The sequence below is a fragment of the Paenibacillus sonchi genome (assembly GCF_016772475.1).
In the GTDB taxonomy this organism is placed as follows: domain Bacteria; phylum Bacillota; class Bacilli; order Paenibacillales; family Paenibacillaceae; genus Paenibacillus_AQ; species Paenibacillus_AQ sonchi.
Genome location: NZ_CP068595.1, coordinates 2,520,710 through 2,540,910, shown reverse-complemented (window position 1 = coordinate 2,540,910; position 20,201 = coordinate 2,520,710). Strand labels below are relative to the sequence as shown.

The 20,201-nt window shown below is 54.5% G+C and carries 16 protein-coding genes and 3 pseudogenes; 5 read left to right on the top strand and 14 right to left on the bottom strand.

The features are described 5' to 3' along the window. Positions 1–30 precede the first annotated feature (30 nt). Both coxB and JI735_RS11640 read right to left on the bottom strand, forming a co-directional pair. Positions 31–1,080, bottom strand: a complete 1,050-nt coding sequence (gene coxB / locus JI735_RS11645) for a cytochrome c oxidase subunit II (RefSeq protein WP_039835716.1) — start codon at positions 1,078–1,080, stop codon at positions 31–33. A gap of 402 nt (positions 1,081–1,482) precedes the next feature. Then, positions 1,483–1,671, bottom strand: coding sequence for a hypothetical protein (locus tag JI735_RS11640; protein ID WP_019913840.1), 189 nt, complete (start codon positions 1,669–1,671; stop codon positions 1,483–1,485). A gap of 664 nt (positions 1,672–2,335) precedes the next feature. Between JI735_RS11640 and JI735_RS11635 the strand changes: the two genes are divergently transcribed. Continuing rightward, entirely contained in the window at positions 2,336–2,674 is a 339-nt protein-coding gene (locus JI735_RS11635) for a DUF4870 domain-containing protein (RefSeq protein WP_202677404.1), read from the top strand. Between the two features lie 203 nt (positions 2,675–2,877). Then, positions 2,878–3,819 (top strand): diacylglycerol/lipid kinase family protein, encoded by a 942-nt coding sequence (locus JI735_RS11630; protein ID WP_202677403.1) that lies wholly within the window; start codon positions 2,878–2,880, stop codon positions 3,817–3,819. A 372-nt stretch (positions 3,820–4,191) separates the two neighbouring features. Here JI735_RS11630 and JI735_RS11625 read toward each other — a convergent pair whose 3' ends face one another. The 4 genes and pseudogenes from JI735_RS11625 to JI735_RS11610 form a co-directional block, all read right to left on the bottom strand. Beyond that, positions 4,192–4,785, bottom strand: coding sequence for a xanthine phosphoribosyltransferase (locus JI735_RS11625; RefSeq protein WP_039835617.1), 594 nt, complete (start codon positions 4,783–4,785; stop codon positions 4,192–4,194). Positions 4,786–4,829: 44 nt separating this feature from the next. After that, positions 4,830–5,135, bottom strand: coding sequence for a hypothetical protein (locus tag JI735_RS11620; RefSeq protein ID WP_039835616.1), 306 nt, complete (start codon positions 5,133–5,135; stop codon positions 4,830–4,832). A 44-nt stretch (positions 5,136–5,179) separates the two neighbouring features. After that, a pseudogene (locus JI735_RS11615) lies at positions 5,180–6,039 on the bottom strand (TrmB family transcriptional regulator). A 35-nt stretch (positions 6,040–6,074) separates the two neighbouring features. After that, positions 6,075–6,851: a zinc ribbon domain-containing protein gene (locus JI735_RS11610; RefSeq protein WP_039835615.1), complete on the bottom strand. Its 777-nt coding sequence runs from the start codon at positions 6,849–6,851 to the stop codon at positions 6,075–6,077. Between the two features lie 300 nt (positions 6,852–7,151). On the opposite strand from JI735_RS11610, the gene JI735_RS11605 reads away from it, so the two are divergent. Continuing rightward, on the top strand, positions 7,152–7,526 hold the full coding sequence (locus JI735_RS11605) for a hypothetical protein (RefSeq protein WP_233181487.1): 375 nt from the start codon (positions 7,152–7,154) through the stop codon (positions 7,524–7,526). A gap of 218 nt (positions 7,527–7,744) precedes the next feature. Further along, entirely contained in the window at positions 7,745–8,461 is a 717-nt protein-coding gene (locus JI735_RS11600) for a GTP pyrophosphokinase (RefSeq protein ID WP_202677402.1), read from the top strand. 121 nt (positions 8,462–8,582) lie between these two features. Here JI735_RS11600 and JI735_RS11595 read toward each other — a convergent pair whose 3' ends face one another. The 4 genes and pseudogenes from JI735_RS11595 to JI735_RS11580 all read right to left on the bottom strand — a co-directional run bounded on the left by JI735_RS11595 (position 8,583) and on the right by JI735_RS11580 (position 15,268). Continuing rightward, on the bottom strand, positions 8,583–9,227 hold the full coding sequence (locus JI735_RS11595) for a hypothetical protein (protein ID WP_202677401.1): 645 nt from the start codon (positions 9,225–9,227) through the stop codon (positions 8,583–8,585). A 169-nt stretch (positions 9,228–9,396) separates the two neighbouring features. Further along, positions 9,397–12,485, bottom strand: a pseudogene (locus JI735_RS11590) (DEAD/DEAH box helicase). Continuing rightward, entirely contained in the window at positions 12,478–12,618 is a 141-nt protein-coding gene (locus tag JI735_RS11585; RefSeq protein WP_202677400.1) for a hypothetical protein, read from the bottom strand. The pseudogene JI735_RS11590 and the gene JI735_RS11585 overlap by 8 nt, the downstream one beginning before the upstream one ends. Positions 12,619–12,790: 172 nt before the next feature. Further along, on the bottom strand, positions 12,791–15,268 hold the full coding sequence (locus tag JI735_RS11580) for a glycoside hydrolase family 31 protein (RefSeq protein ID WP_039835607.1): 2,478 nt from the start codon (positions 15,266–15,268) through the stop codon (positions 12,791–12,793). Positions 15,269–15,455: 187 nt separating this feature from the next. On the opposite strand from JI735_RS11580, the gene JI735_RS11575 reads away from it, so the two are divergent. Next, positions 15,456–15,623: a hypothetical protein gene (locus JI735_RS11575; RefSeq protein WP_233476353.1), complete on the top strand. Its 168-nt coding sequence runs from the start codon at positions 15,456–15,458 to the stop codon at positions 15,621–15,623. 206 nt (positions 15,624–15,829) lie between these two features. Here JI735_RS11575 and JI735_RS11570 read toward each other — a convergent pair whose 3' ends face one another. The 4 genes and pseudogenes from JI735_RS11570 to JI735_RS11555 form a co-directional block, all read right to left on the bottom strand. After that, entirely contained in the window at positions 15,830–16,210 is a 381-nt protein-coding gene (locus JI735_RS11570) for a RidA family protein (protein WP_020425798.1), read from the bottom strand. A 101-nt stretch (positions 16,211–16,311) separates the two neighbouring features. Beyond that, positions 16,312–16,974: an oxidoreductase gene (locus JI735_RS11565; RefSeq protein WP_039835606.1), complete on the bottom strand. Its 663-nt coding sequence runs from the start codon at positions 16,972–16,974 to the stop codon at positions 16,312–16,314. Between the two features lie 50 nt (positions 16,975–17,024). Beyond that, positions 17,025–18,295, bottom strand: a pseudogene (locus JI735_RS11560) (MFS transporter). A 120-nt stretch (positions 18,296–18,415) separates the two neighbouring features. After that, a complete protein-coding gene (locus JI735_RS11555; protein WP_039835605.1) occupies positions 18,416–19,813 on the bottom strand; it encodes a sensor histidine kinase in 1,398 nt (465 codons plus the stop codon). Positions 19,814–20,201: the final 388 nt, after the last annotated feature.

The following is a 20,201-nucleotide window of genomic DNA, read 5'->3' as shown; positions in this document are numbered from 1 at the left end:
TATAGCTGCTTCCAATGCAGAATGTAAGCTCTAGTCCAGCGTGTAGCCGGCCAAAAACTCGGCAATTCCATCTATTTCTTCATCACTTAAGCCCATATCTTTCTTAGGATCAGGCATCTTGTTACCGGGTTTCACGCCTGCGGTATCATGCAGCCAGGTCTTAAGATTCTCCAGTACCGGCGCTCCGTCCACCCCTGTATCGTCGTTCAGCAAGATCCCGGCCACGGACTCCCGCGAGCCGATTCCGGTCAGATTGGGCGCACTCGACAAATCCGGCATATCCCCTGCGGCATGGCAGGTGAGGCACTGGGATTTGAATTTCTCGGCCAGAGCCGGATCTTCCGGCAGCACAGCCGGAGCCTTCATAGAGTTGACCCATTTCTCAAACGCCGCTTCGCTGACGGATTTCACCTTGAACTCCATAAAGCCATGGGAGGGTCCGCAGAGCTCTGCGCATTTGCCCCGGTAAACGCCTTCATTGGGCGCACTGAAACTGAACCGGTTCGTTGTTCCATCAGGGTTGGTATCCATTTTTCCGGAAAGCGAAGGGACCCAGAAGGAATGCAGCACATCCTTCGTACTCAGCTCAAAAGCGATATCCTTCCCGGCAGGGATCACCAGATCCTGCGCAGTCGTTACTCCGTAGTCGGTATACTCGAATTCCCACCAGTACTGGTGTCCTGTCACTTTAACCTTAATTGCATTTTTGTCGTTCGAGTGATCATCCCCGGCAGCAAACACGGCCTTAACCGTGGGAACTGCCAGCACAACTACCAGTATCAGCGGAATGATCGTCCAGAGCACTTCCAGCTTGAAGCTGCCCTCCACCTGCTCGGGCATCTCTCTCTGATCCGGTTTGCGCCGGAAACGGACCAGGACATAGGCTGCAATGGAAAAGACGATCAGCAGTACAACAATCATGATAGTGATCGACAGCTTCATCAGATCGAACGAGCTTTCCGCCGCCGGTCCTTGAGGACGAAGCACCGACAGGTCCTCCCGCCCGCATCCGGCAAGTATGAGTCCAAGTGCTGCGGTCATGGGAAGAAGCCGCTTTCCAGCCTGCCACGTTTTCATCATTGATCTACCCCGCTTTTCCCGATTTCGTAGATTAGAGTATTATCCTGTCAATTATAACAATCACTATTAATATAAGTTTGAAGGGGTGTTTTGTCAATCGTTCACAACAAATTCACAATTGTTTTTTGGAAGTATAAAGTCTTGTCTTTACTGGATTTAAGAACGCTTTCAAAAATACCAGAAAGTCTGCTATAATGAATAAAACGCATACATATCTAATTGTGTATATTAATTCATTTGACTATTTTGAAGGGACTGGCTGTTCTGGGGCAAGCAGACAAACAAAAAAAACCGATTCCGGCAGCAAGCTGCCCGGGCACGGTTTATGAGAATCCTCATGGATGTAATTACTCAGATTGATGTTTTTCCAAAAATCAGCAAGCACCGGTTCCTGTCTGTTGTTTAGGAGACGGATGAGTTCATTCTCACCAGCTCATGCTCCACGACCATGGTCAGCTCCTCTTCGTAGCCTCCCGTAATCCGATACTTCCGGACGTACTCCTTTACAAATTTCTTGGGATCTTTGGGCCGGAAAATTCGTGTCATTTCCCGCAGACTTTCCTTGACTTCGTTATGACCTTTACTTGCCATGATCAGTTCCCTCCCAAAACATTGAAAATGAATGCTCCGTTGTAGAGAATGCATGATGAAAAGTTCGCCGTAACCTTGAAATGCAAGTGTCAGAAACCATACACATACGCAGCTTGCATTATCCGCCAATACAATATTCCGGTGTAAGGAATTCCGTCTCGCCGGTGAAGCAGGTTCGTCGTGATTTGGGCTGAGAATAAGGACGTCCTATCCATTGGGACCCCTTAGACACTTTTGTACCCGAAGAGCCACTTGCTGAATCACTCCTTTCGGGCCTTATCGTTATATTGTATCATATTCCCGTCCAAGTTCCACCTTTCCATGTAAAATGTGCGAAGTGAATTATTTTATACATTTTACCTTCCAAGGCAGGTTAGGGTGGCGAACACTCGCTGAAAGCAGAAATTCTCAGGACTGGCTGGACTGTTGCTTATAATGTTAGAATGCCCAGGACTGGCAAAAATATCAGCCGTTCACCAAAGTCTCTTGTGGTGCTTTCCGTCCCCTCCGGGGTGGGCCTATTAGTTACATCGGCGGTTCCCGGCAATCTGATTAGCTTTAGAGGCCTGGAACCACATACTTTGTACCTATCACTCATAGAATTGTAGGGAAGCAGAAAAATGGCAATCTGCCTTCTTCCACCATGTCCAAGGAGAGTGAGCCCTTGTCCCCTATCAGATCCTCCACCGGAATACCGGATCATATCGCCGCTGCCCTCTGTTACTTTTTCCCTTTCATTGGCGGGATTGTTTTTCTTGCCCTCGAAAAGCGCAGCCGTTTCGTCCTTTTCCATGCGCTGCAGTCGCTGATCGCCTTCGGTGCGCTGATGGTTGCCCATGTGCTGTGCGGATTCATTCCGCTGCTGGGCCCACTGGCCGCCTCCCTTATCTCCCTGTGCTCGTTCGCCGTATGGCTGCTTATGATCTACCACGCACTGGGCGGAAGGTGGTATAGGCTGCCTTGGGCGGGAGATATCGCTGAACGACAGCTCCGCCAGCCGTAGCCTGCCGCTAATAGGCCTTTTTGGAACCTTGCTGGTTGTTATTGCCCTGTTAAAAAGATTCCCTTTTGCCCCGTTCCTCCGTACAATGAAATCACAAGCAGAAACGGTACCCGTTTCAGTGAGAAATATAAGGATAATAAATAGCATGGAACATTTACATTCTTATATTTGGACATATCCATCTGCAGGCTGGAGGAACATACATGTATCTATTGATCATAAATCCCCGCTCCGGCGGAGGCGCCGGAGGGCGTACCTGGCACGCCGTGGAAGCGATGCTTCAGGCCCGAGGCACCGCTTACGAAGCGCTGTTCACGCAAAGCGCGGACAGCGCCGAGTCCCAGGTGCTGCACGCGCTGGCCCGGCGCGAGGACTGGCGCGCCGCCATCGTCGTCGGCGGCGACGGGACGATCCACAGCGTGCTGGGCGCACTGCGGCGCAGAGGCGTGGCGCTGGCGGTGATTCCCGCCGGCTCCGGCAACGACACCGCCCGCGGCTTCGGCATCCCGCTGGCAGCCGGGGCCGCGCTGGACGCCGCGCTGCAGGACCGCTGCCTGGAAGCGGACCTGCTGTCAGGCGCGGACGGCCTGACGCTGACCGCCGTGGCCAGCGGTTTTGACGCCCAGGTGGCCGTCAATGTGAACCGCAGCCGGTACAAGCGGCTGTGCAACGCTATCGGGGCCGGCCGGCTGGCCTACCTCATCGGCATTCTGCATACGCTGATGACCTTCAAGCCCTGCCGCGTGAGCATCACCTGCGACGGGAAAGAGCAGGCCTTCGAGAAGGCCTGGCTGGTCTCGATCTGCAACCTGCCCAGCTACGGCGGCGGGCTCCTGATCTGCCCGCAGGCGAAGGCCGGCGACGGCCTGCTCGACGTCTGCGTCGTGCACGGGCTCAGCCGCGGACAGCTGCTGCGGCTGCTCCCCACGGTCGTGAAGGGCAGGCATACGCAGCTGCCCTTCGTGACCATGCTGAGCGGACACAGCGCAGCCGTCCGCTTTGCGGAGCCGCGCCAGGCCATCGGCGACGGCGAGAGCCTCGGCACGGTGCCGCAGGCCGTGCGCTGCGAACCGGGCGCGCTGCGCGTGCTCTCGCCGCTCGCCAGTGAGCAGGGCGCAGCCGGGCCCTGCTCCGCGAGCGGCTAGGGTGCGCGGCGTACCCGGAGACGGTGCAGCGGTTAATCTAGCAAATAAGCGCATCGGTGTCCGTAACATCGCATATCGGGGCATATCGGGGCTGAATTGCCCAAATAAGCGCGCTGGTGTCCGGATCAACACATATCCGTGCCCGATTGCTCGAATAAACACTCTGGCTGGCATCCGTTTTGCAGCCGCGTCCGTCCGTATACCGCCAGCCATGCCGCACATCCCTTTAAGCAAACAAAACGAACCCTATCTCCACAATAGTGTGGCGGTCAGGTTCGTTTGTTTTTTAGTAATATGGTGTATTCGTTGATCCGGGGCTTCTGCACAGGGAAAAGTCGGGTCCGTATATGGCAGTGCACGCGCTGCATAACCTCAGTCCGCAGGCTCCGCTTCGTCCTCGACAAAGGATATAACCCCTTCGTCCAGCGAAGCAATCCGCACCAGCGACTCCACACGGTATCCGGCTTCCTTGAGCAGCCGGTTGCCGGGCTGGAACGCCTTTTCAATCACAATGCCGATCCCGGCTACAGTGCCGCCCGCCTGCTCGACGATCCGGGCCAGCCCGAAGGCTGCCTCGCCGTTGGCCAGGAAGTCATCCACGATCAGCACGCGTTCACCGGGTGCAATGAATTTTTTGGAAACGGTAATTTCATTGCTTTCTTTTTTCGTAAACGAATAGACCTTTTCTACGAAAATATCCTCTGTCAGAGTCAGGGACTTCTGCTTGCGGGCAAAAATCAGCGGCACTTCCAGCTCCAGCGCGGTCATGATGCCGGGGGCAATCCCTGAGGATTCGATGGTCAGCACTTTCGTGACCCCCTCCCCGGCAAAACGGCGGGTAAACTCGCGGCCAACCTCACGCATCAGAAACGGGTCCATCTGGTGATTCAGAAAAGAATCCACCTTGAGCACGCCCTGTCCGAGAACAATCCCTTCACTGATTACCTTGTGTCTCAACAACTCCATCTGTGCCCCTCCTTCTCCCATCCCGTGGACCCGGCATCCCTTGCTTACAGCCCAGCGGGCTTCTGCGGCAGCAGGTTGCCAACCAGCGATTTCAGCTCATGATCCTCTTTACTGTTCGGCTTACCGCTGTCAAAGCCCGTAATGCGGATCTGCGAATAGTTCTCTCCGGGATTTACCGGCTTAAAAACTAGCTTCTCCCGGTCATCCAGCCGCACCGCAAATTTCATGTCCTTAAACATGTCGATCAGCTCCTGCTCGCCGGGGGTCTGCCCCTCATCCAGAAACAACAGGCCGCGCAACGGTTTGACGCCTTCGGTATGATCCACTTCAAAATGCACGATACACTCCATGCTTTTCACCTCCCTAAGCTAATATCAGATCCGCTTTGGCGTCCCTAATCAGCCGCGTCCTCCGACCGCAGTTGTCCCGCAGCCTGCTCGTCCGGTTCCTCCGGTTCTTCCCCGGCCCGGTCATGCAGCACATATTTACTGTAAATACGGCTGTAGCGCTCGCCATAACGCTTGGTGAGTTCTGCCCCATATCTTCCTCCAGCTCAAACAGCACCATTTCCTGCGTAAAGTGGTTCAGCAAAAGCTCCACCAGCACCGGATGCTCCGTGACCACTGCCTGAGCGGTTCCATCTTCATAGCGCATACCCAGCATGCACCAGCATCGGTCAATGACAAAAGAGAACTTGCGCCCCCCGCTTCTCGGCAGCTTTCCGCCCAGAGGCGGCCAAGCCGGATAGGGAGCCGTCGCCGCATTGCCGCCGTCAAAAGCCCACAGCAGCCTCACTCCGCGTATTTCAGCCTGTTCCAGCTCATTGCGCAGCAGCGAGGCCTCCTCCCGCCATACATCGACCACGATTTCCTGCCGGGCCAGATTCAGCTGGCGAACCAGCGCCCCCAGCACATTGCGGTCGCCTTCCACATTATAGAAGGACGGGCTGACCGGTCCGCCGCGGGGCATTTCACTTTCCATATATGCCAGCGAAGCCTGGACCCTGCCGGAAATCATTGCCGCCAGCTCCTCCGGGTCCAGCACGCTGTAGCGCGCCGGTTCCCCTTCACCGCATCTAACATATCCTTGCTGGGTCAGGCGCTGAAGCGCCGCATATACGTTGGATCTTGATACTCCGAGCTGTTTGGCGACTTCGTAGCCCGAAGCCTGGCCTTTGGTGGCCAGCTCGACCATGATTTTGGATTCCATCTCTGTGAAACCCAAATTGCGCAGATGCAGCAGCAACTGTTCCATCTATGTTGTCCCCCTAAGCTGTCTGTGACTCCTGTCTATATTTGCTCCGAACCGCAGCGCGGACACCACATTGAGCCCTTCGGCAGATCTGCCCGGCAAATCTGGCATTTAACGATATCGCGCACACCGCCGCCCTCATTGACGGCCGCTTCCTCCGGTTCACTGGCCTTCCAGTCCCGGATGCGCCGGTCCAGCTCAAGCTGCCGCTCGCGTTCCCGCTCCAGTTGATCAGCTTCACGGCGGCTGCGCTCCTCAGCCTGGGCATTTCCGGCATAATTCTCCAGAGGCAGCTCTTCCTCTTCAGGAAGCACCTCGGTATAGACAGCGCGGTGCTCGTGTCTCATGGCGAGTTCTTTTTCTGCCTCGGTCAATTCGTCCTCGCCGTAAAATTCATCCTCTTCCACTTCATGCTTATGAACGGTATGTACGTTCACTGCCGCTGCTTCTTTTCTCGGGGAGAGCTCCTCCAGCTTGCGTCCGCAGTGCGGGCAGAAATTTGCATCCAGCGCGACTACATGCCCGCAGGCACAGAGCCGTTCATTCTTAAGCTCAGCAATCCGTGCCCGCAGCTCGTCGATCTGCTCCTGATACTTGAAGCAGCCCCGCGAGAGTTCCACCATCTTGCCTTCCGCCACCGACATATCCCTTGAACGGTAGCCTTCATAGAAAAGCTTGCCCATTTTCATAAATTCAATTTCCATCTCGCGTTCGATATCGGAAATTTGGCCATTCAGCTTGCCGATCTCCACCGAGCTTTGTGCTTTTTCACTTACCCGGCTGGCACCGTCCTTAAGCCGCTGCAAAAAATTCATTGTAGTTCCTCCTTCTCCAGAGTGAGAACAGGGCTGACTCTCAGCCTCAGTATAGTGTAGTTACCCCTTAACGCTCCTTGCAGAAGCGGAATTGTGCTTCTATCATACCAAATGTCTCGATTAGATTCATTATTTGTCGTTCTACGTATAATAGTAAGCAGAAACGGCTTCATCGTCCTTTTACAGGACGGTACCGTTTCAGCGAGAAATATAAGGGTAATTTATTGCGTGAAGCATATAAATTCTTATATTTTTAAAATAAACCGTGGCGAACCTTACCGGATGATGGAGGGATTTCACTTGCAAAAGCGTGACAAGAAACGATATTTCGTGTCCGTGAATCACGGCCTCATTCAGGAAGTGCGCAATGACTCGGGCGAATATGAGGTGCTGCTCACTCCCGGGGAGCTGACAGGGCTGGAGGATATCCTCAAGGATTTGGCCAAAGAGGATGAATATGCCTTCCGCCGTGCTTTTGTACCCTATAAGTCTGCCGACCATGATGAAGCCATCGACCAGTTTGACGATCAGACAATCCGGCTATATCAATATTTGCACCGCTATGGCTCTGAAGAAACCCGTCAGCTGATTGAGAAGCTGAATGTTCTGCCGAAGCTGTCCAATACAGGCTATGAGGATAAAGGTTATGATGGAGGCTCGCCTACCAACAAATAATTACGCAGCCGCCTGGAGCTTTATGTGTGCTAATACGCGGCGGGCGTCAAAATGTTTCTGTAAAAAACTAGCCACGGGCTGCTTTTCATCAATTATCAGGCCCCGGACTCACCGGTACACAGCCGGAGAGCCCGGGGCTTATTTTGCTTCCGGGGCGGTTCATGGGTTAAAATATAATCAGGAACCAGTCACAAATAATGAAAACCGGGAGAGTCTCAGTGGAAGAAAATGATAGTACACAGGTTACGCTGAATCAGTTGCAGGTACATGTCAAGGATTTGCAGAAGTGGCAGGTGAGCGAGGAATTTGCTAAGCAGATCGAAAACTTCACAGCGCTTCCAGCACTCTACCGCCATGCGCTGAATGAGCTTGAGAATAAAATTGATATCCTCAAAACAGAGTGGCAGGCGCGTGACGGCTACAGTCCGATCGAGCATATCAAGTCACGGATCAAGGACCCTAAGAGCATTCTCCATAAGATGGAGCGCAAAGGGCATGAATTCACACTGGATAATATGGAGCAGCACATTCATGATATCGCGGGCATGCGCATCGTCTGTGCTTTTGTGAAGGATATCTACCGTCTGGTCGATCATCTGTGTGCACGCGAGGACATACGGGTGCTGGAGATCAAGGATTACATCGCCCATCCCAAGTCCAATGGCTATCAAAGCCTGCATCTTATTGTGGCCATGCCGCTGGTGCTGCTGGAGGGCACCCGCTGGGTGAAGGCCGAAATCCAGCTGCGCACGCTTGCAATGGATTTCTGGGCCAGCATGGAGCATATTCTATATTATAAATTCGACAAGCAGCTCCCTTCACATGTGGCCGAGGAATTAAAGGAAGCAGCACGTGCCGCCGACGAACTGGACCAGAAGATGCTCCGCCTGCGCCGGGAGATTCTGGAGCTGGCTGAAAGACCCGCAGAAGAATAACGCTCTTATACTGTCACAAAGGCAGCCGATACACAGGTGTTCCCTGTGTATCGGCTGCCTTTAGGTTCCGTTCATGATCGACAAAAAAGCCGCATCCGGTAAGATACGGCTTTTGCTCATTTCACATCTTCTTCAAGCCAGCTGCCCTGCGGGCAGCCGCTTCAGCCACTTCCCGCATGATCAGCGCCAGCCCTTCGGCGGCCCTGGGGGTCCGCGGCAGGAGAGACGCCCAATCCTCGGCAGGCTCCGCTACTACCGGGGACACCGGAAACGGCCGGGCTGCGATCTCATGGAACAGCGGACCCGGCTGGTGAAGCGAGCCTTCGGCGGCAGCCTCGGCCAGCCATTCGCCGGAGGATACCGCAGGCCCTTTGCGCTCCAGCCGGGCAAGCTCCGCCGCCAAGGCACCGGATGCATCCGGCTTGGCTTCCTCTTCCTCTGCGCTGCCCGGCCCGGCCCATAGGCCGAATACGCCAGCCAGCAGCTCCTCCTTGTCCAGGCCGCGCAGCGACAAAGCCAGCAGAGGCTCCTCAGCCAGCCGCTGCTTCAGCAGCTTTTGCAGCTCCGCCCGTTCTGCCGCTCCGCTCCCCGGCTCGTAAACCGCAGATGCAAGCTCCGCCCCGTCAGGCAGCAGATCCAGCCCGGCAAGCCTGGCGCTTAGTTGCCCTTGCAGCAGTTCATACAGCTCCCCCGGACGCGCGGCAAGCTCCAGCAGTACCGCCCGTTTGCGTGCAGCCGGCCAGGGAGAAACCTCCAAGGTGAGCACTGACGGTGCTGCTTCCTGAGCCGCAGCCGCCGTTTCGTGTCCCCCTGCACCACCGGTGCAGGACCGGATCCCCGTAGACCCTTCACTTTTACGATACCGGGCTGAATTTCCAGCCGCAGCTCAAGCTCTTCGCTCATTGCGGACTCCCCCTTCACCATTTTCGTTTCCGCTACATCCAGTCCTGTCCCTGCAGCTCAATCAGTTCCTTCAGCTCATGATTGGACATTTCAGTCAGCCAGTTTTCGCCGGAGCCGACGACCTGCTCCGAGAGGTTTTTTTTGCGTTCAATCAGCTCATCAATCCGTTCTTCCAGCGTTCCCTGGCAGATCAGCTTATGCACCTGCACATTTTTGTGCTGGCCGATCCGAAAAGCCCGGTCGGTCGCCTGGTTCTCCACCGCCGGATTCCACCAGCGGTCATAATGCAGCACATGGTTAGCCCGTGTCAGGTTAAGACCTACGCCTCCGGCTTTGAGCGAAAGCACAAAAAAGGCCGGACCTTCACCCTCTTGAAAGGCATGAACCATTTCATCACGCTCCCGCTTGGGAACTCCGCCGTGCAAAAAAGCGGGGCTTTGCCGTACCGTCTGGCCAGCCTGCTGACCAGAAGTTCCCCCATCGCCACATATTGGGTAAAAATCAGGGCAGATTCCCCCAGCCCGGCAATGCTGTCGAGGACCTCGAACATCACTTCCATTTTGCCGGAAGCCTCACTGCGCTGTCCCCGTCCTTCATCCCCGCGGAAAAGCTGCGGATGATCACAGATCTGCTTCAGCTTGGTCAGGGAAGACAGCACCAATCCCCGGCGGGCCATCCCTGAGCGTTCTCCAATCACCCCAAGCATCTCATTGACTACCCCCTGATACAGCGCCGCCTGCGTCTCCGTGAGCGTGCAATACTGCTTCAGCTCCAGCTTCTCCGGCAGATCCTTGGAGATATCCGGATCACTCTTCAGCCGCCGCAGCAGAAAAGGCGATACGAGGCGGTGCAGCTCGCGCAGCCGGTCCCCGCCTTCCCCGGAAACATAACGCTGGCGGAACGAATGATACGTGCCCAGGTAGCCCGGATTCAAAAAATGAAAGATCGACCACAGCTCACCCAGCCGGTTCTCCACTGGCGTCCCTGTCATGGCAATCCGGTGCGGCGCCGACAGCTTCATTACGCTCTGCGCTTGCTTGGTCCGGTGGTTTTTGATATATTGCGCCTCATCCAGCACAACAGTCGACCAGCGCACACCCGCCAGATCCTCACTGTCCCTCCCGGCAAGATGATAAGTGGTTAAGACAATTTCGTGACTGGCCGCAAGCTGGGCGAAGCCCCCGCCCCGGACCCGGCGTCCCCCATGGTGAATGTGCACCCGCAGGGAAGGCGCGAAGCGCTGCAATTCCCGCTGCCAGTTCCCCAGCAGCGAGGTCGGACAGAGAATCAGCACAGGCTCACGCTGTTCTTCCGGCGGTGCCGTCAGGGCGCGATCCAGCAGACAGGTAATAACCTGCACGGTTTTCCCCAGCCCCATATCATCGGCCAGACAGACGCCGAAGCCCAGACCGCTCAGCGAAGCCAGCCACTGAAACCCGCGTTCCTGATACGGTCTCAGCGTGCCGTGCAGATCCGGCGGTACGGCACGCATCGGCAGATGCCGCAGCATGTCGCCCTGCATAAGCGAAGCCAGCAGACCGGAGGTCTCCATCCCGGTGACCGACATTCCTTTCCACAGGCGTTCATTGCCATCCTCGGCCTCCAGACGCATCCATTCGGCCGCTGACATTTCCCCGCTTTCATTACGCTTCATATATCTTAGCACCTGGCGGACCTCTTTCGGGTCGATCTCAATCCATTCTCCCCGGAACCGTACATAAGGCACGCCCGCCTCCACCAATGCGTTCAGTTCATCCTCAGTGATATCCGAATCGCCAAGCGAAGCCTCGATCCGGAAGGAAATCAGCTGCTCCATGCCCAGTGCAGCCTGGGCAGGCCCGTCGATTCCGCCTGCCGGCGGCTGCATCTTCATCTTCATGCCGATCCGCCGCCGGCCTTCGCGGCTCCAGCGGGAAGGCATCTGCACGGTGATTCCCCGCTCACGCAGCGGCTGCACACTTTCCTTCAGGAACAGGTATAGCTGTTCCGCTGCAAGTTCCACGCCATCGGGAGCCGGCATGGCCAGCGCCCGCTGAATATCCGGGGACAGCTTGGCTGCCCGGCCCAGCGCAGACAGCAGCTGCTGCTGGATATTGCGGTACCGCTTGCCCCAGAGGGTGAATTCGCGTTCCCGGCTGCCCCAGATGGCCGCAGCCGGGAGCCAGAATTCACCCTCTTCACGGCTCTCTACCCAGAAGGACAAGCGCCATTCTTCACTCTCATCTGCAGGCGGCTCCAGACGCAGGCCAAGACTGAGCTGTCCGCTGCGTGCCTCTTCAGTCTCCGCATGCGGCACTTCACTGCCGGCGGTTGCGTTCACTGCAGCAAGAAGCTCCGCCACTTCAGCCGGGGTCCCTTGTACGGGAATATCACGGCTGCCCGTAAGCAGGCTGTTCCACCACAGCTCCGTGAGCGGGGAGTAGCCGCGGCGGTAGTTCGCTTTGTAAGGCACGAGCTTTCCTTCGTTCTCCGCAACCACCCGTTTGACCTCTGCAGTCATCACCGCCTGCAGAAAGGAGTAAAGCACATAGGCACCGGCATCCTCGCGGGAGGACAGATCGCTTTCCTCAGCCACATGCGTCCCCAGCGCCAGCACCGGCATGGATGCAGCCATCTGCAGGAACAGCTCCCTGTCTGCTTCCTTGCGGAAGGCCGGTGACCAGGCAGCAGAAGCTGCCTGCTCCCCTCCCCGGCGGCGCGAGCCCAGCAGGCGCGGCGGCAGCGCCCCGGGCACAATGCCGCCTGTACCCATAAGCTCCAGCGCGAAGCGGGCGGCGGCGGCCCAATACCGCAGCTCCCCGCCCGGCTCCAGCCCCTGGCTGCGGCACAGCTGCTCGTCCCAGCCGAGCAGCAGCTCAAAAGCGTCCTTGGGCGCCAGGGCCAGCCCTTCAAGCGTACGCCCCGGCAGGCCGCGTCTCGTTGTCCTCCCTTCTGCAGGGGCAGCAACCGGATATTTCACTTCCGTAAGCCGCAGCGCAGCACCCGCAAAAGGACGCCAGCCGCTCCGGAGCTCCAGGCGCTTGACCACACGCGTCCATGCGTCCACCTTAGGCTCGGAAGTTTCGCCGGAGAAACAGAAGAATACGTCCCCTAACCATATTGCATACAGATGCTTAATCATTGGTGATCTCCATTCTTTTTTGAGCAAGCAGAAAGAGCCGGTCCGCCTCCATCAGGGGAACTGCATCCTTCTCCGCAAGAAATATAGTTACAGGCATTCCGGTGAGTCTGAACGGACCCTTCTGGATTGCCATATTTTTTTCTTCATCCCTTCATCTTATACGAAAAGAGCCATATTTAAAAACCCTTCTGCATTTTTTTCTGCAAATTTATCTGCTTTTTAGTCAAAATAACAAAGACCACCCCTCAAGGTGGCCATTGCCTTAACTTGCATGCGTTCATAAGTGAGTAAGCGAGTCTCCCCACTCACTTATCTCCCACAATTAAATTCTTCTTCGCCTTCGCTGCCTCAATCCGCAGCTCCCCGCCATGAGGCTCGTCATTCACCTGAATAATAAGGGCGCCCTTTTTTCCGTTGCGGGCCCAGCCGGTCCGGCCCTTTTCCAGCTGCTCCAGACTGATTTCGGTGAGTCCGTCCACAGAAGTCGCCGAGAATTCAGGATAGCAGAGCGCAAAACGCAGCATTTCCCTGCGCGGAGCATATTCCCGGACCGTATAGGTCCAGCTTAGACGCAATTCCCCCTCTTCACCGTCCGCATGTACACTGATCTCGGAATAGTGCCCTTTTTTGTAGCTGAAGCTATGCCCGTCGTCCTCATAAAGAGTACAAGCAGCATAAAAGCCGCTTCCCGCCTTTGCACCATACAGGTGAAAAGTCACCGTCTCCTCCTTATCCTCCAGCGCATACTGCTTCAGCGGGCCTTCCGCGACAAAGGTTCCCGCCTTGACGTACATCGGCATAATGCGCAGCGGGGCGGCGGCCAGAATGTGGCGTCCGCCCGCGTGAACCTCACCATCCCAATAGCTGATCCACTGCCCCTCCGGCAGATAGACGGAACGATGGTCCGTATCCGGCCGGTACACTGGAGCAATCAGCACGTTATCCCCCAGCAGGAACTGGTCGCATAGATTCGTAACATGCGGATCGCGCGGATATTCCAGGATCAGCGGACGGATCACGGGCAGCCCGGTCATCTCAGCCTCATGGAAAAGATTATACAGATGCGGCATCCAGCGGTAGCGCAGCCCAATGAACTCGCGCAGAATTCCCTCTACCTCTTCACCGAATGACCAAGGCTCCTGGCGCAGCGTCCCGATGGAGGAGTGATTGCGGCAATACGGGAAAAAGACGCCCATCTGCGTCCAGCGCACCAGCAGCTGGGCAGAGGTATGATGGGCGAATCCGCCGATATCCGGTCCCGAGAACGCAAGACCTGACAGTCCCATATTGAGCACCATGGGCATTGCCATCGCCATATGCTCCCAAAAGCTGCGGTTATCCCCGGTCCACACGGCGGCATACCGCTGAATCCCCGCATACCCGGCGCGTGTCAGCACAAAAGGCCGTTCGCTGCCCATATGCTCCGCCAGCCCTTCATATGTAGCCTTGGACATCATCATTCCATACAGATTGTGGTATTCCTCATGCGTAACCGGGCGGCCGTTGTTGAAATGCATCACATCAAGATCCATGGTCTTCGACTCATTGAACACCGCCGGCTCGTTCATATCATTCCAGATGCCCTGAATGCCAAGATCTGTATAGTATTTGTGTAAATCGCCCCACCATTCGGCAGTCCGGACATCGCTGAAATCGGGGAACGCGCTGATTCCCGGCCAGACCTCCCCGAAGAAGATATCCCCTTCCAGACGCCGGCAAAAGTGCTTTTCCAGCACCCCTTGCTTATACACTTCATAATTGGGGTCTTTTTTGACACCAGGGTCTACAATCGGAATAATCCGCACCCCCAGCCCGCGCAGCTCGGCAATCATCTTGCCAGGCTCGGGGAAATGAACCGGATCAAAGGTGAACACGCGATATTCATCCATATAGTGGATATCCAGATAAATGACATCACACGGGATATTCTTTTCACGAAAGGTCCGGGCGAGCTGAAGCACCTCCTGCTGGTTCATGTAACTGTATCGGGACTGGTGATAGCCAATAGCCCATTTAGGCGGCAGCGCAATCCGTCCGGTCAGGGAGGTGTATCTTGTGACCACATCCTTCATTTCAGGCCCGTTGATAAAATAAATATCATAAGCCCCGGTAGAGCAGCCGATGGTAAACGCTACCCCGTGGGAGCGCATATCAAAATCACTCCGGCCCGGATTGTCCAGGAATAAGCCGTAGGAGAGTGTGCCGTGCACATGGATCAGCAGCGGAATGGACTCATAAAGAGCTTCAATTTCCGGCAGATGCGGGGCAAATACATCGGTATTCCAATTGGTGTAGCGCTCCCCGCGTTTGTCGAGGAAGCTTGCTTTTTCACCCAGTCCATAAAAGTGCGAATCCGGCTGCATATCATATTCGGCATGGCTCGCCCCGCGCGGATTCCAGCTCGTCAGATTCTGCTGCATGATGACCTTCCCGTCCATGTTCTCCACACGCAGAAGAAGAGAGGGCTTCTCGATGACCAGCCGGATGGCACTGGTCGTAAAGATCAGCTGACCGTCATTCTCCTCCACAGGGAACAAATGAGGGACACAGCTCTCAGCGAGCACCGCAGCGGTCGTAGTCAGATCCGGCACCTTGTCCCGAAACACCTTCATCCGGAACATTTCGTCATTCAAAAATACAAAAACTATGCCTCCGCGCTCTCCCCGGACAATGTAAATATTCTCGGAGCGTTCCCAGGACACAAAGCTTCCTGGTGTATTCCAGGTCTCTTTCATAACCAGTGGGCCCATTTTCTCCGGACGAATCGCTTCACTGCTCTCCATCGTTTGCTTTCCCCTTCGGCTGTTGCGGATTGTTACATACATATTACCCTGCAAGACCGGACTGCTATCCGTTAACTTCATGACCTGCAGGTCATTTTTTGGGCGGGAAGGGTCTTATTTACAGACAAAGGGGGTATATTCTATGTAGGCTTCAGCTTCAGGACTGACAATCAGGCTTAGGGAGTGAATGAACATGAGACGAAATAATCCTTATAAGTGGTGGAATCTGCTGTTCTTCCTTGGCGTACTTGCCGTAAATGCCCTGTCGGTGACTCTGCCCCTTGGCGGGAACAGCACCGGCGAAATTCCGCTGTTGTCCCCAGATTTCTTGTATGGAACCGCTTTTAGCGGTTGAAATCCGGTGACTGATTATGCTTCCGAAGCGAGCTTTCCTATGGAAAGCTTTCAGGCGGACGCTACCGCTCTTCCAGTTCCAAACTCCCCCTCCGCACTTCCCCCTTTTATGAATTTTCTAAGATCATCCTATATATATCTTCAAAAAAAATCCCTGAGCGCTTCTATCCTACAGAAGCGCTCAGGGATACTTCAATCTTCGGAGAATTATTTCTTGCGGGCTACCGCTTCAATCTCCACAAGCCCGTCCTTCGGCAGACGCGCTACCTCAACAGCACTGCGGGCCGGGTAGGGCTCAGTGAAGAAGCTGCTGTACACCTCGTTGACTGCTGCAAAATCATTCATATCCTTAAGGTATACCGTTGTCTTCACAACATGTTCGAGGGATGCGCCAGCTTCTTCGAGAATCGCCTTAACATTGCTCAGCGATTGACGGGCCTGCTCCACTACACCTTCTGCCAAGGTTCCCGTTTCCGGGTTCAGCCCCAGCTGGCCTGAAGTGTATACCCAGTTCCCGGCAATGACCGCCTGGCTGTATGGGCCGATGGCGCCAGGGGCCTTTTCAGTTGCTACCTGTTTTTTACTCATGTTCTCCTCCTGTTTGCTGTACAAGACTATGAATCCGCTATGTACGTATGATTTATGTCCCATTGTACGTCCTACACCAAGCTCATTGCAAACCCTGGACTTCAACTTTTTCCAATCACATGAATCACTTCATTGGTGTAGATATGCACGCCCCCGGTATCTGCCTGAGCGATATTCATCATCGCCCTGGCAACCTTGGCAGCCGGAACCGCCCGGTACTTGGCTGCCTTGCCGACCATCGCAAAGTCCAGCGCCTTCATAACTATGGCAGCCACCCGTTCGCCGGGGCGGGATTCCTCACGATCTCCGAGCAGCAGCGAGGGGCGGAACAGATGTAATCCCTGAAAACCGATGGCACCGAGCCCGTTCTCTAATTTACCTTTGGTACGGGAATAAAAAGCCCGCGACCTGATGTTTGCCCCCATCGACGACACCGCCAAAAACTGCTTCACCCCGTATGTTTTGGCGAGTGCGGCGGCAGCAAGCGGATATTCCAGATCCACACGCTCGAAATTTTCCTGCGAGCCGGCTTTTTTGATGGTTGTGCCCAAGCAGCAGAAGACGGCAGAAGCCCCGGCAAACTGTTCCTTATATTCCGCCAGCCGCTCCCAATCGATGATCACCTGCTTCAGCCCGGGATGCCGGAGCTTCATCGGGCGGCGCACCAGCACGCGCACCTCCGCCCACTCCCCATTCAGCAGATCCTCCGTAAGCGCACTGCCTACAAGACCCGTGGCCCCCAGTACCACCGCAATTCTTGTCATTGAACGGTCTCCCTTCCCGAAGTTAGAGAAAGGTCTGACCTTCCTCTATATTAGTCCTTCAGAATGCGCCGGCCCAGCAGCAGTGCAAGAGCCAGCATCAGCGCCCCTACGATAAGCTGCATCCCGTATACCTGTGTCCAGTGCGGCCATTCATGTATCCATTCATAGATCTTCCCGCCGATCAGCGGTCCGAAAAACGCAGCAAGCCCCGTCAGTGCCGCATACATCGCCATGTACATCGGACGTTCCTTCTTCGGCGTATCGCCAATAATGAAGTTGAACGCCAACTGGTTAAAGCCCCCCACTCCCACGCCGAACACAATATGCGCGGCAAACAGCACCAGCAGCATGGGCAGTACGGACAGCAATCCCCAGAGCAGGGAGGATGCCGCGATAATCGGCAGTGTCCAGAGCAGCAGCCGCTTATTGCTGTATTTGGCGTTTAGGTTGCCCCATACATAGAAGCTTGCCATCATAAAAATCGTCTGCGATACGTTCAGCAGGGACAATGTCTCATAATTAATGTGCAGCAGCTGCAGCATGACATAGGAATAGAGCGGCACCGTCAGATTCTGCAGCAGCAGCCATGCGGACAGAAACAGTGTCGATTTCATAAACAGCGTATCATGAAGCGGTTTCTTCAGCATCGGCAGAAAATCCTTCTCTTCCGATTTCTCAAACGGCACATCCGGATAGAAGAAAAACACGATGACATTAGATATGGAAAAAATCCAGACCACAATATATAGAATCAGAAACCCGTGCCCCCGGGATACCGGTCAAGCACTAAACCGCCCCCATACATCACAAGGCTTCCCAGGGCATTCAGAAAGGTATTGCGGATTCCAAAATAGCGGCCCCTTACCCGCGCAGGAACCAGATCGCTGATCACCGAGCTCCACAGTACGCCACCCGCCGTATTCGCAATAAATGCAATCGTATACAGAACGATAAATGCAGTAACCCAGTGCTCTTTTGGAAAAATAAACGGCACCAGTCCGGTTGAACTCCACAGCACCCTGTGCAGGCCGATGAACGTCACCATGGCCCATTTGCGGCTTGGGAGCTTCTGGATCAGAAAAGCCACACCAATCTGCGCTACATTAACCAATGTAGTAAGCGCTATTACAAAACCAATCTGACTGGAGCTGGCTCCTAAATATAACAGAAAGCCTGTCAGGAACTGCCCTTGGAGCAGCACCTGAAATATCGTTGACGGAATCCCCTCAAACGTAGCGATCTGCAGATTCTTGCGATGTACCGAGGCTTTGCGGAGACCTTTCGGGCGGGCGCCGCCAAGTCTGTTTCTCATGATGTTCATGGGGGTGATAACACTCCTTCGATGCGGCTTTTGCTTCATTCTACTCCGCACCAAGTTCCTGTCAATAAGCCAAAATCACAAATTAAGTTGGATTTCTGCGCACCCTCAGGTTTCATTGACTTACAATGGCAAATACAGGGAAAACAGGCTCCCCTGCCCCTCCTTGCTGGACAGTGTAATGTAACCGCCCAGGAGCTTGGCCAGATCACTACTGATGGACAGCCCGAGTCCCGTTCCTCCATATTTCTGGCTGATGCTGCTGTCCGCCTGCTGAAAAGCCTCAAAGATTACCGTATGCTTGTCGGCAGCAATGCCAATACCACTGTCCTGCACATCAAAGACCACCCAGCGCCTCTGCGCCGGTCCCTCCGGCTTTTCCACCACCCGGATATTCAGCGATACAAAACCGTCCACAGTAAACTTCAAGGCATTGGAGAGCAGATTGCGGAGAATCTGCTGCACCCGCTGGGGATCGGAGTGAATGACATGCGGCACATCCTCACTCAGCGTAATGTTGAAATCCAGCCCTTTCTGTTTGGCTGCCACCGTGAACTGAAGCGCCAGCATTTCCGGAATCTCACTGACATTGAGTTCCTCGTGAACAACATCCAGCTTGCCCGCTTCTACCTTGGACAGATCAAGAATATCATTAATAAGCGATAGCAGATCACCGCCCGATCGGTGGATAATTGCACCATATTCAGTGATTTCCTCCCTGCTGAGCCCCTCATCATTGTCTTCAATAATCTGTGACAAATTGATAATGCTGTTCAGCGGAGTTCTAAGCTCATGCGACATATTGGCCAGAAACTCCGATTTGAACTGGGAGGCCATCATCAGCTGCTTCGCCCGCTCCTCCAGCACAATCTTATTCTTATGCAGCTCCTCGGCTTGTGCAGACAGCAGCTCATTCGCCCTTACCACCTGGACAGTGCGCTGCAGATCAAGCTGAAAGTCACGGATAATCACGGCAAACAGCATGCTGAGCACAAGCCCCGCAGGCAGCGTTACAGGCAAGATCTTCGTTATGTACTCCTGGTCGGGAATGACTCCAAAAACAGTGATATTCACCGCATTCATCAGATTCACAGCCATAATTACAATGAGGCCCTTGACCATGATCGTTGCCGGCGTGCGGCGCACCCAGAAGCTGAGCCCGGCACAGACGAATCCCAGAATCGATAAATTCAGCACGCCTGCCACCGCCGCCTCATTCATTCCGAAGACCAGACGGCTCAGACCTATGCCGACTCCGATGATGATGAGACTAAAGGGTTGGGGAAATGCGATGGTGGAAATAATCAGCGGCAGAAATCTCAAATCGAAGATCACATGCTCGTCCAGCCTGTATCCAAAAAATATAGTAATCCAGCCGGCAAAAATGGATAGAACAACCCAGCTTACCTGTTTGACAGGCTCTGGGGCATTCGTAATCATATGTTTGTATATTAAATTCGCCATGTAAGCGACAGTAATAAGCAGAGCTGTATTTATACTAAAAATCTTCAGGTATTCCATAGCATCACTCCTTCAATGATTACAAAAATGTAATCCTTATGATTCATAGTACCATAATAGTACACCTAATACATGGAATCACAGTCCTATAGAATACTCCTATTCTCACGTTAACGCCTGTAAAATAGGCATTTTGCCGCTTTGCCTGTGAGATGGTTAGACCGGCGAGTTTTCACCTCGGATGCATTCATAATATATTGTTCCGGCTAGGAATGACCGGGTGCTGCAAACAGCGCGAACTCATCATAGCACATATGTTCGCTTGTTTACATACAAAGCGATTACTTTTTTTCCTTAAAGAGGGAATATTGAGTGGTTTTAAATAAGCCACGCTGGCTAACACTTCTCTGTTGCAGGTTTCCAGCAGAAGAAGAGCGCAAATCAGATT

Excerpts from the sequence above, each read along its gene's own strand:
- coxB (WP_039835716.1), bottom strand. The coding sequence starts at position 1,080 with ATGATGAAAACGTGGCAGGCTGGAAAGCGGCTTCTTCCCATGACCGCA.
- JI735_RS11640 (WP_019913840.1), bottom strand. The coding sequence starts at position 1,671 with ATGGCAAGTAAAGGTCATAACGAAGTCAAGGAAAGTCTGCGGGAAATG.
- JI735_RS11630 (WP_202677403.1), top strand. The coding sequence starts at position 2,878 with ATGTATCTATTGATCATAAATCCCCGCTCCGGCGGAGGCGCCGGAGGG.
- JI735_RS11625 (WP_039835617.1), bottom strand. The coding sequence starts at position 4,785 with ATGGAGTTGTTGAGACACAAGGTAATCAGTGAAGGGATTGTTCTCGGA.
- JI735_RS11620 (WP_039835616.1), bottom strand. The coding sequence starts at position 5,135 with ATGGAGTGTATCGTGCATTTTGAAGTGGATCATACCGAAGGCGTCAAA.
- JI735_RS11610 (WP_039835615.1), bottom strand. The coding sequence starts at position 6,851 with ATGAATTTTTTGCAGCGGCTTAAGGACGGTGCCAGCCGGGTAAGTGAA.
- JI735_RS11585 (WP_202677400.1), bottom strand. The coding sequence starts at position 12,618 with ATGGCAATCCAGAAGGGTCCGTTCAGACTCACCGGAATGCCTGTAACT.
- JI735_RS11580 (WP_039835607.1), bottom strand. The coding sequence starts at position 15,268 with ATGGAGAGCAGTGAAGCGATTCGTCCGGAGAAAATGGGCCCACTGGTT.
- JI735_RS11575 (WP_233476353.1), top strand. The coding sequence starts at position 15,456 with ATGAACATGAGACGAAATAATCCTTATAAGTGGTGGAATCTGCTGTTC.
- JI735_RS11570 (WP_020425798.1), bottom strand. The coding sequence starts at position 16,210 with ATGAGTAAAAAACAGGTAGCAACTGAAAAGGCCCCTGGCGCCATCGGC.
- JI735_RS11565 (WP_039835606.1), bottom strand. The coding sequence starts at position 16,974 with ATGACAAGAATTGCGGTGGTACTGGGGGCCACGGGTCTTGTAGGCAGT.
- JI735_RS11555 (WP_039835605.1), bottom strand. The coding sequence starts at position 19,813 with ATGGAATACCTGAAGATTTTTAGTATAAATACAGCTCTGCTTATTACT.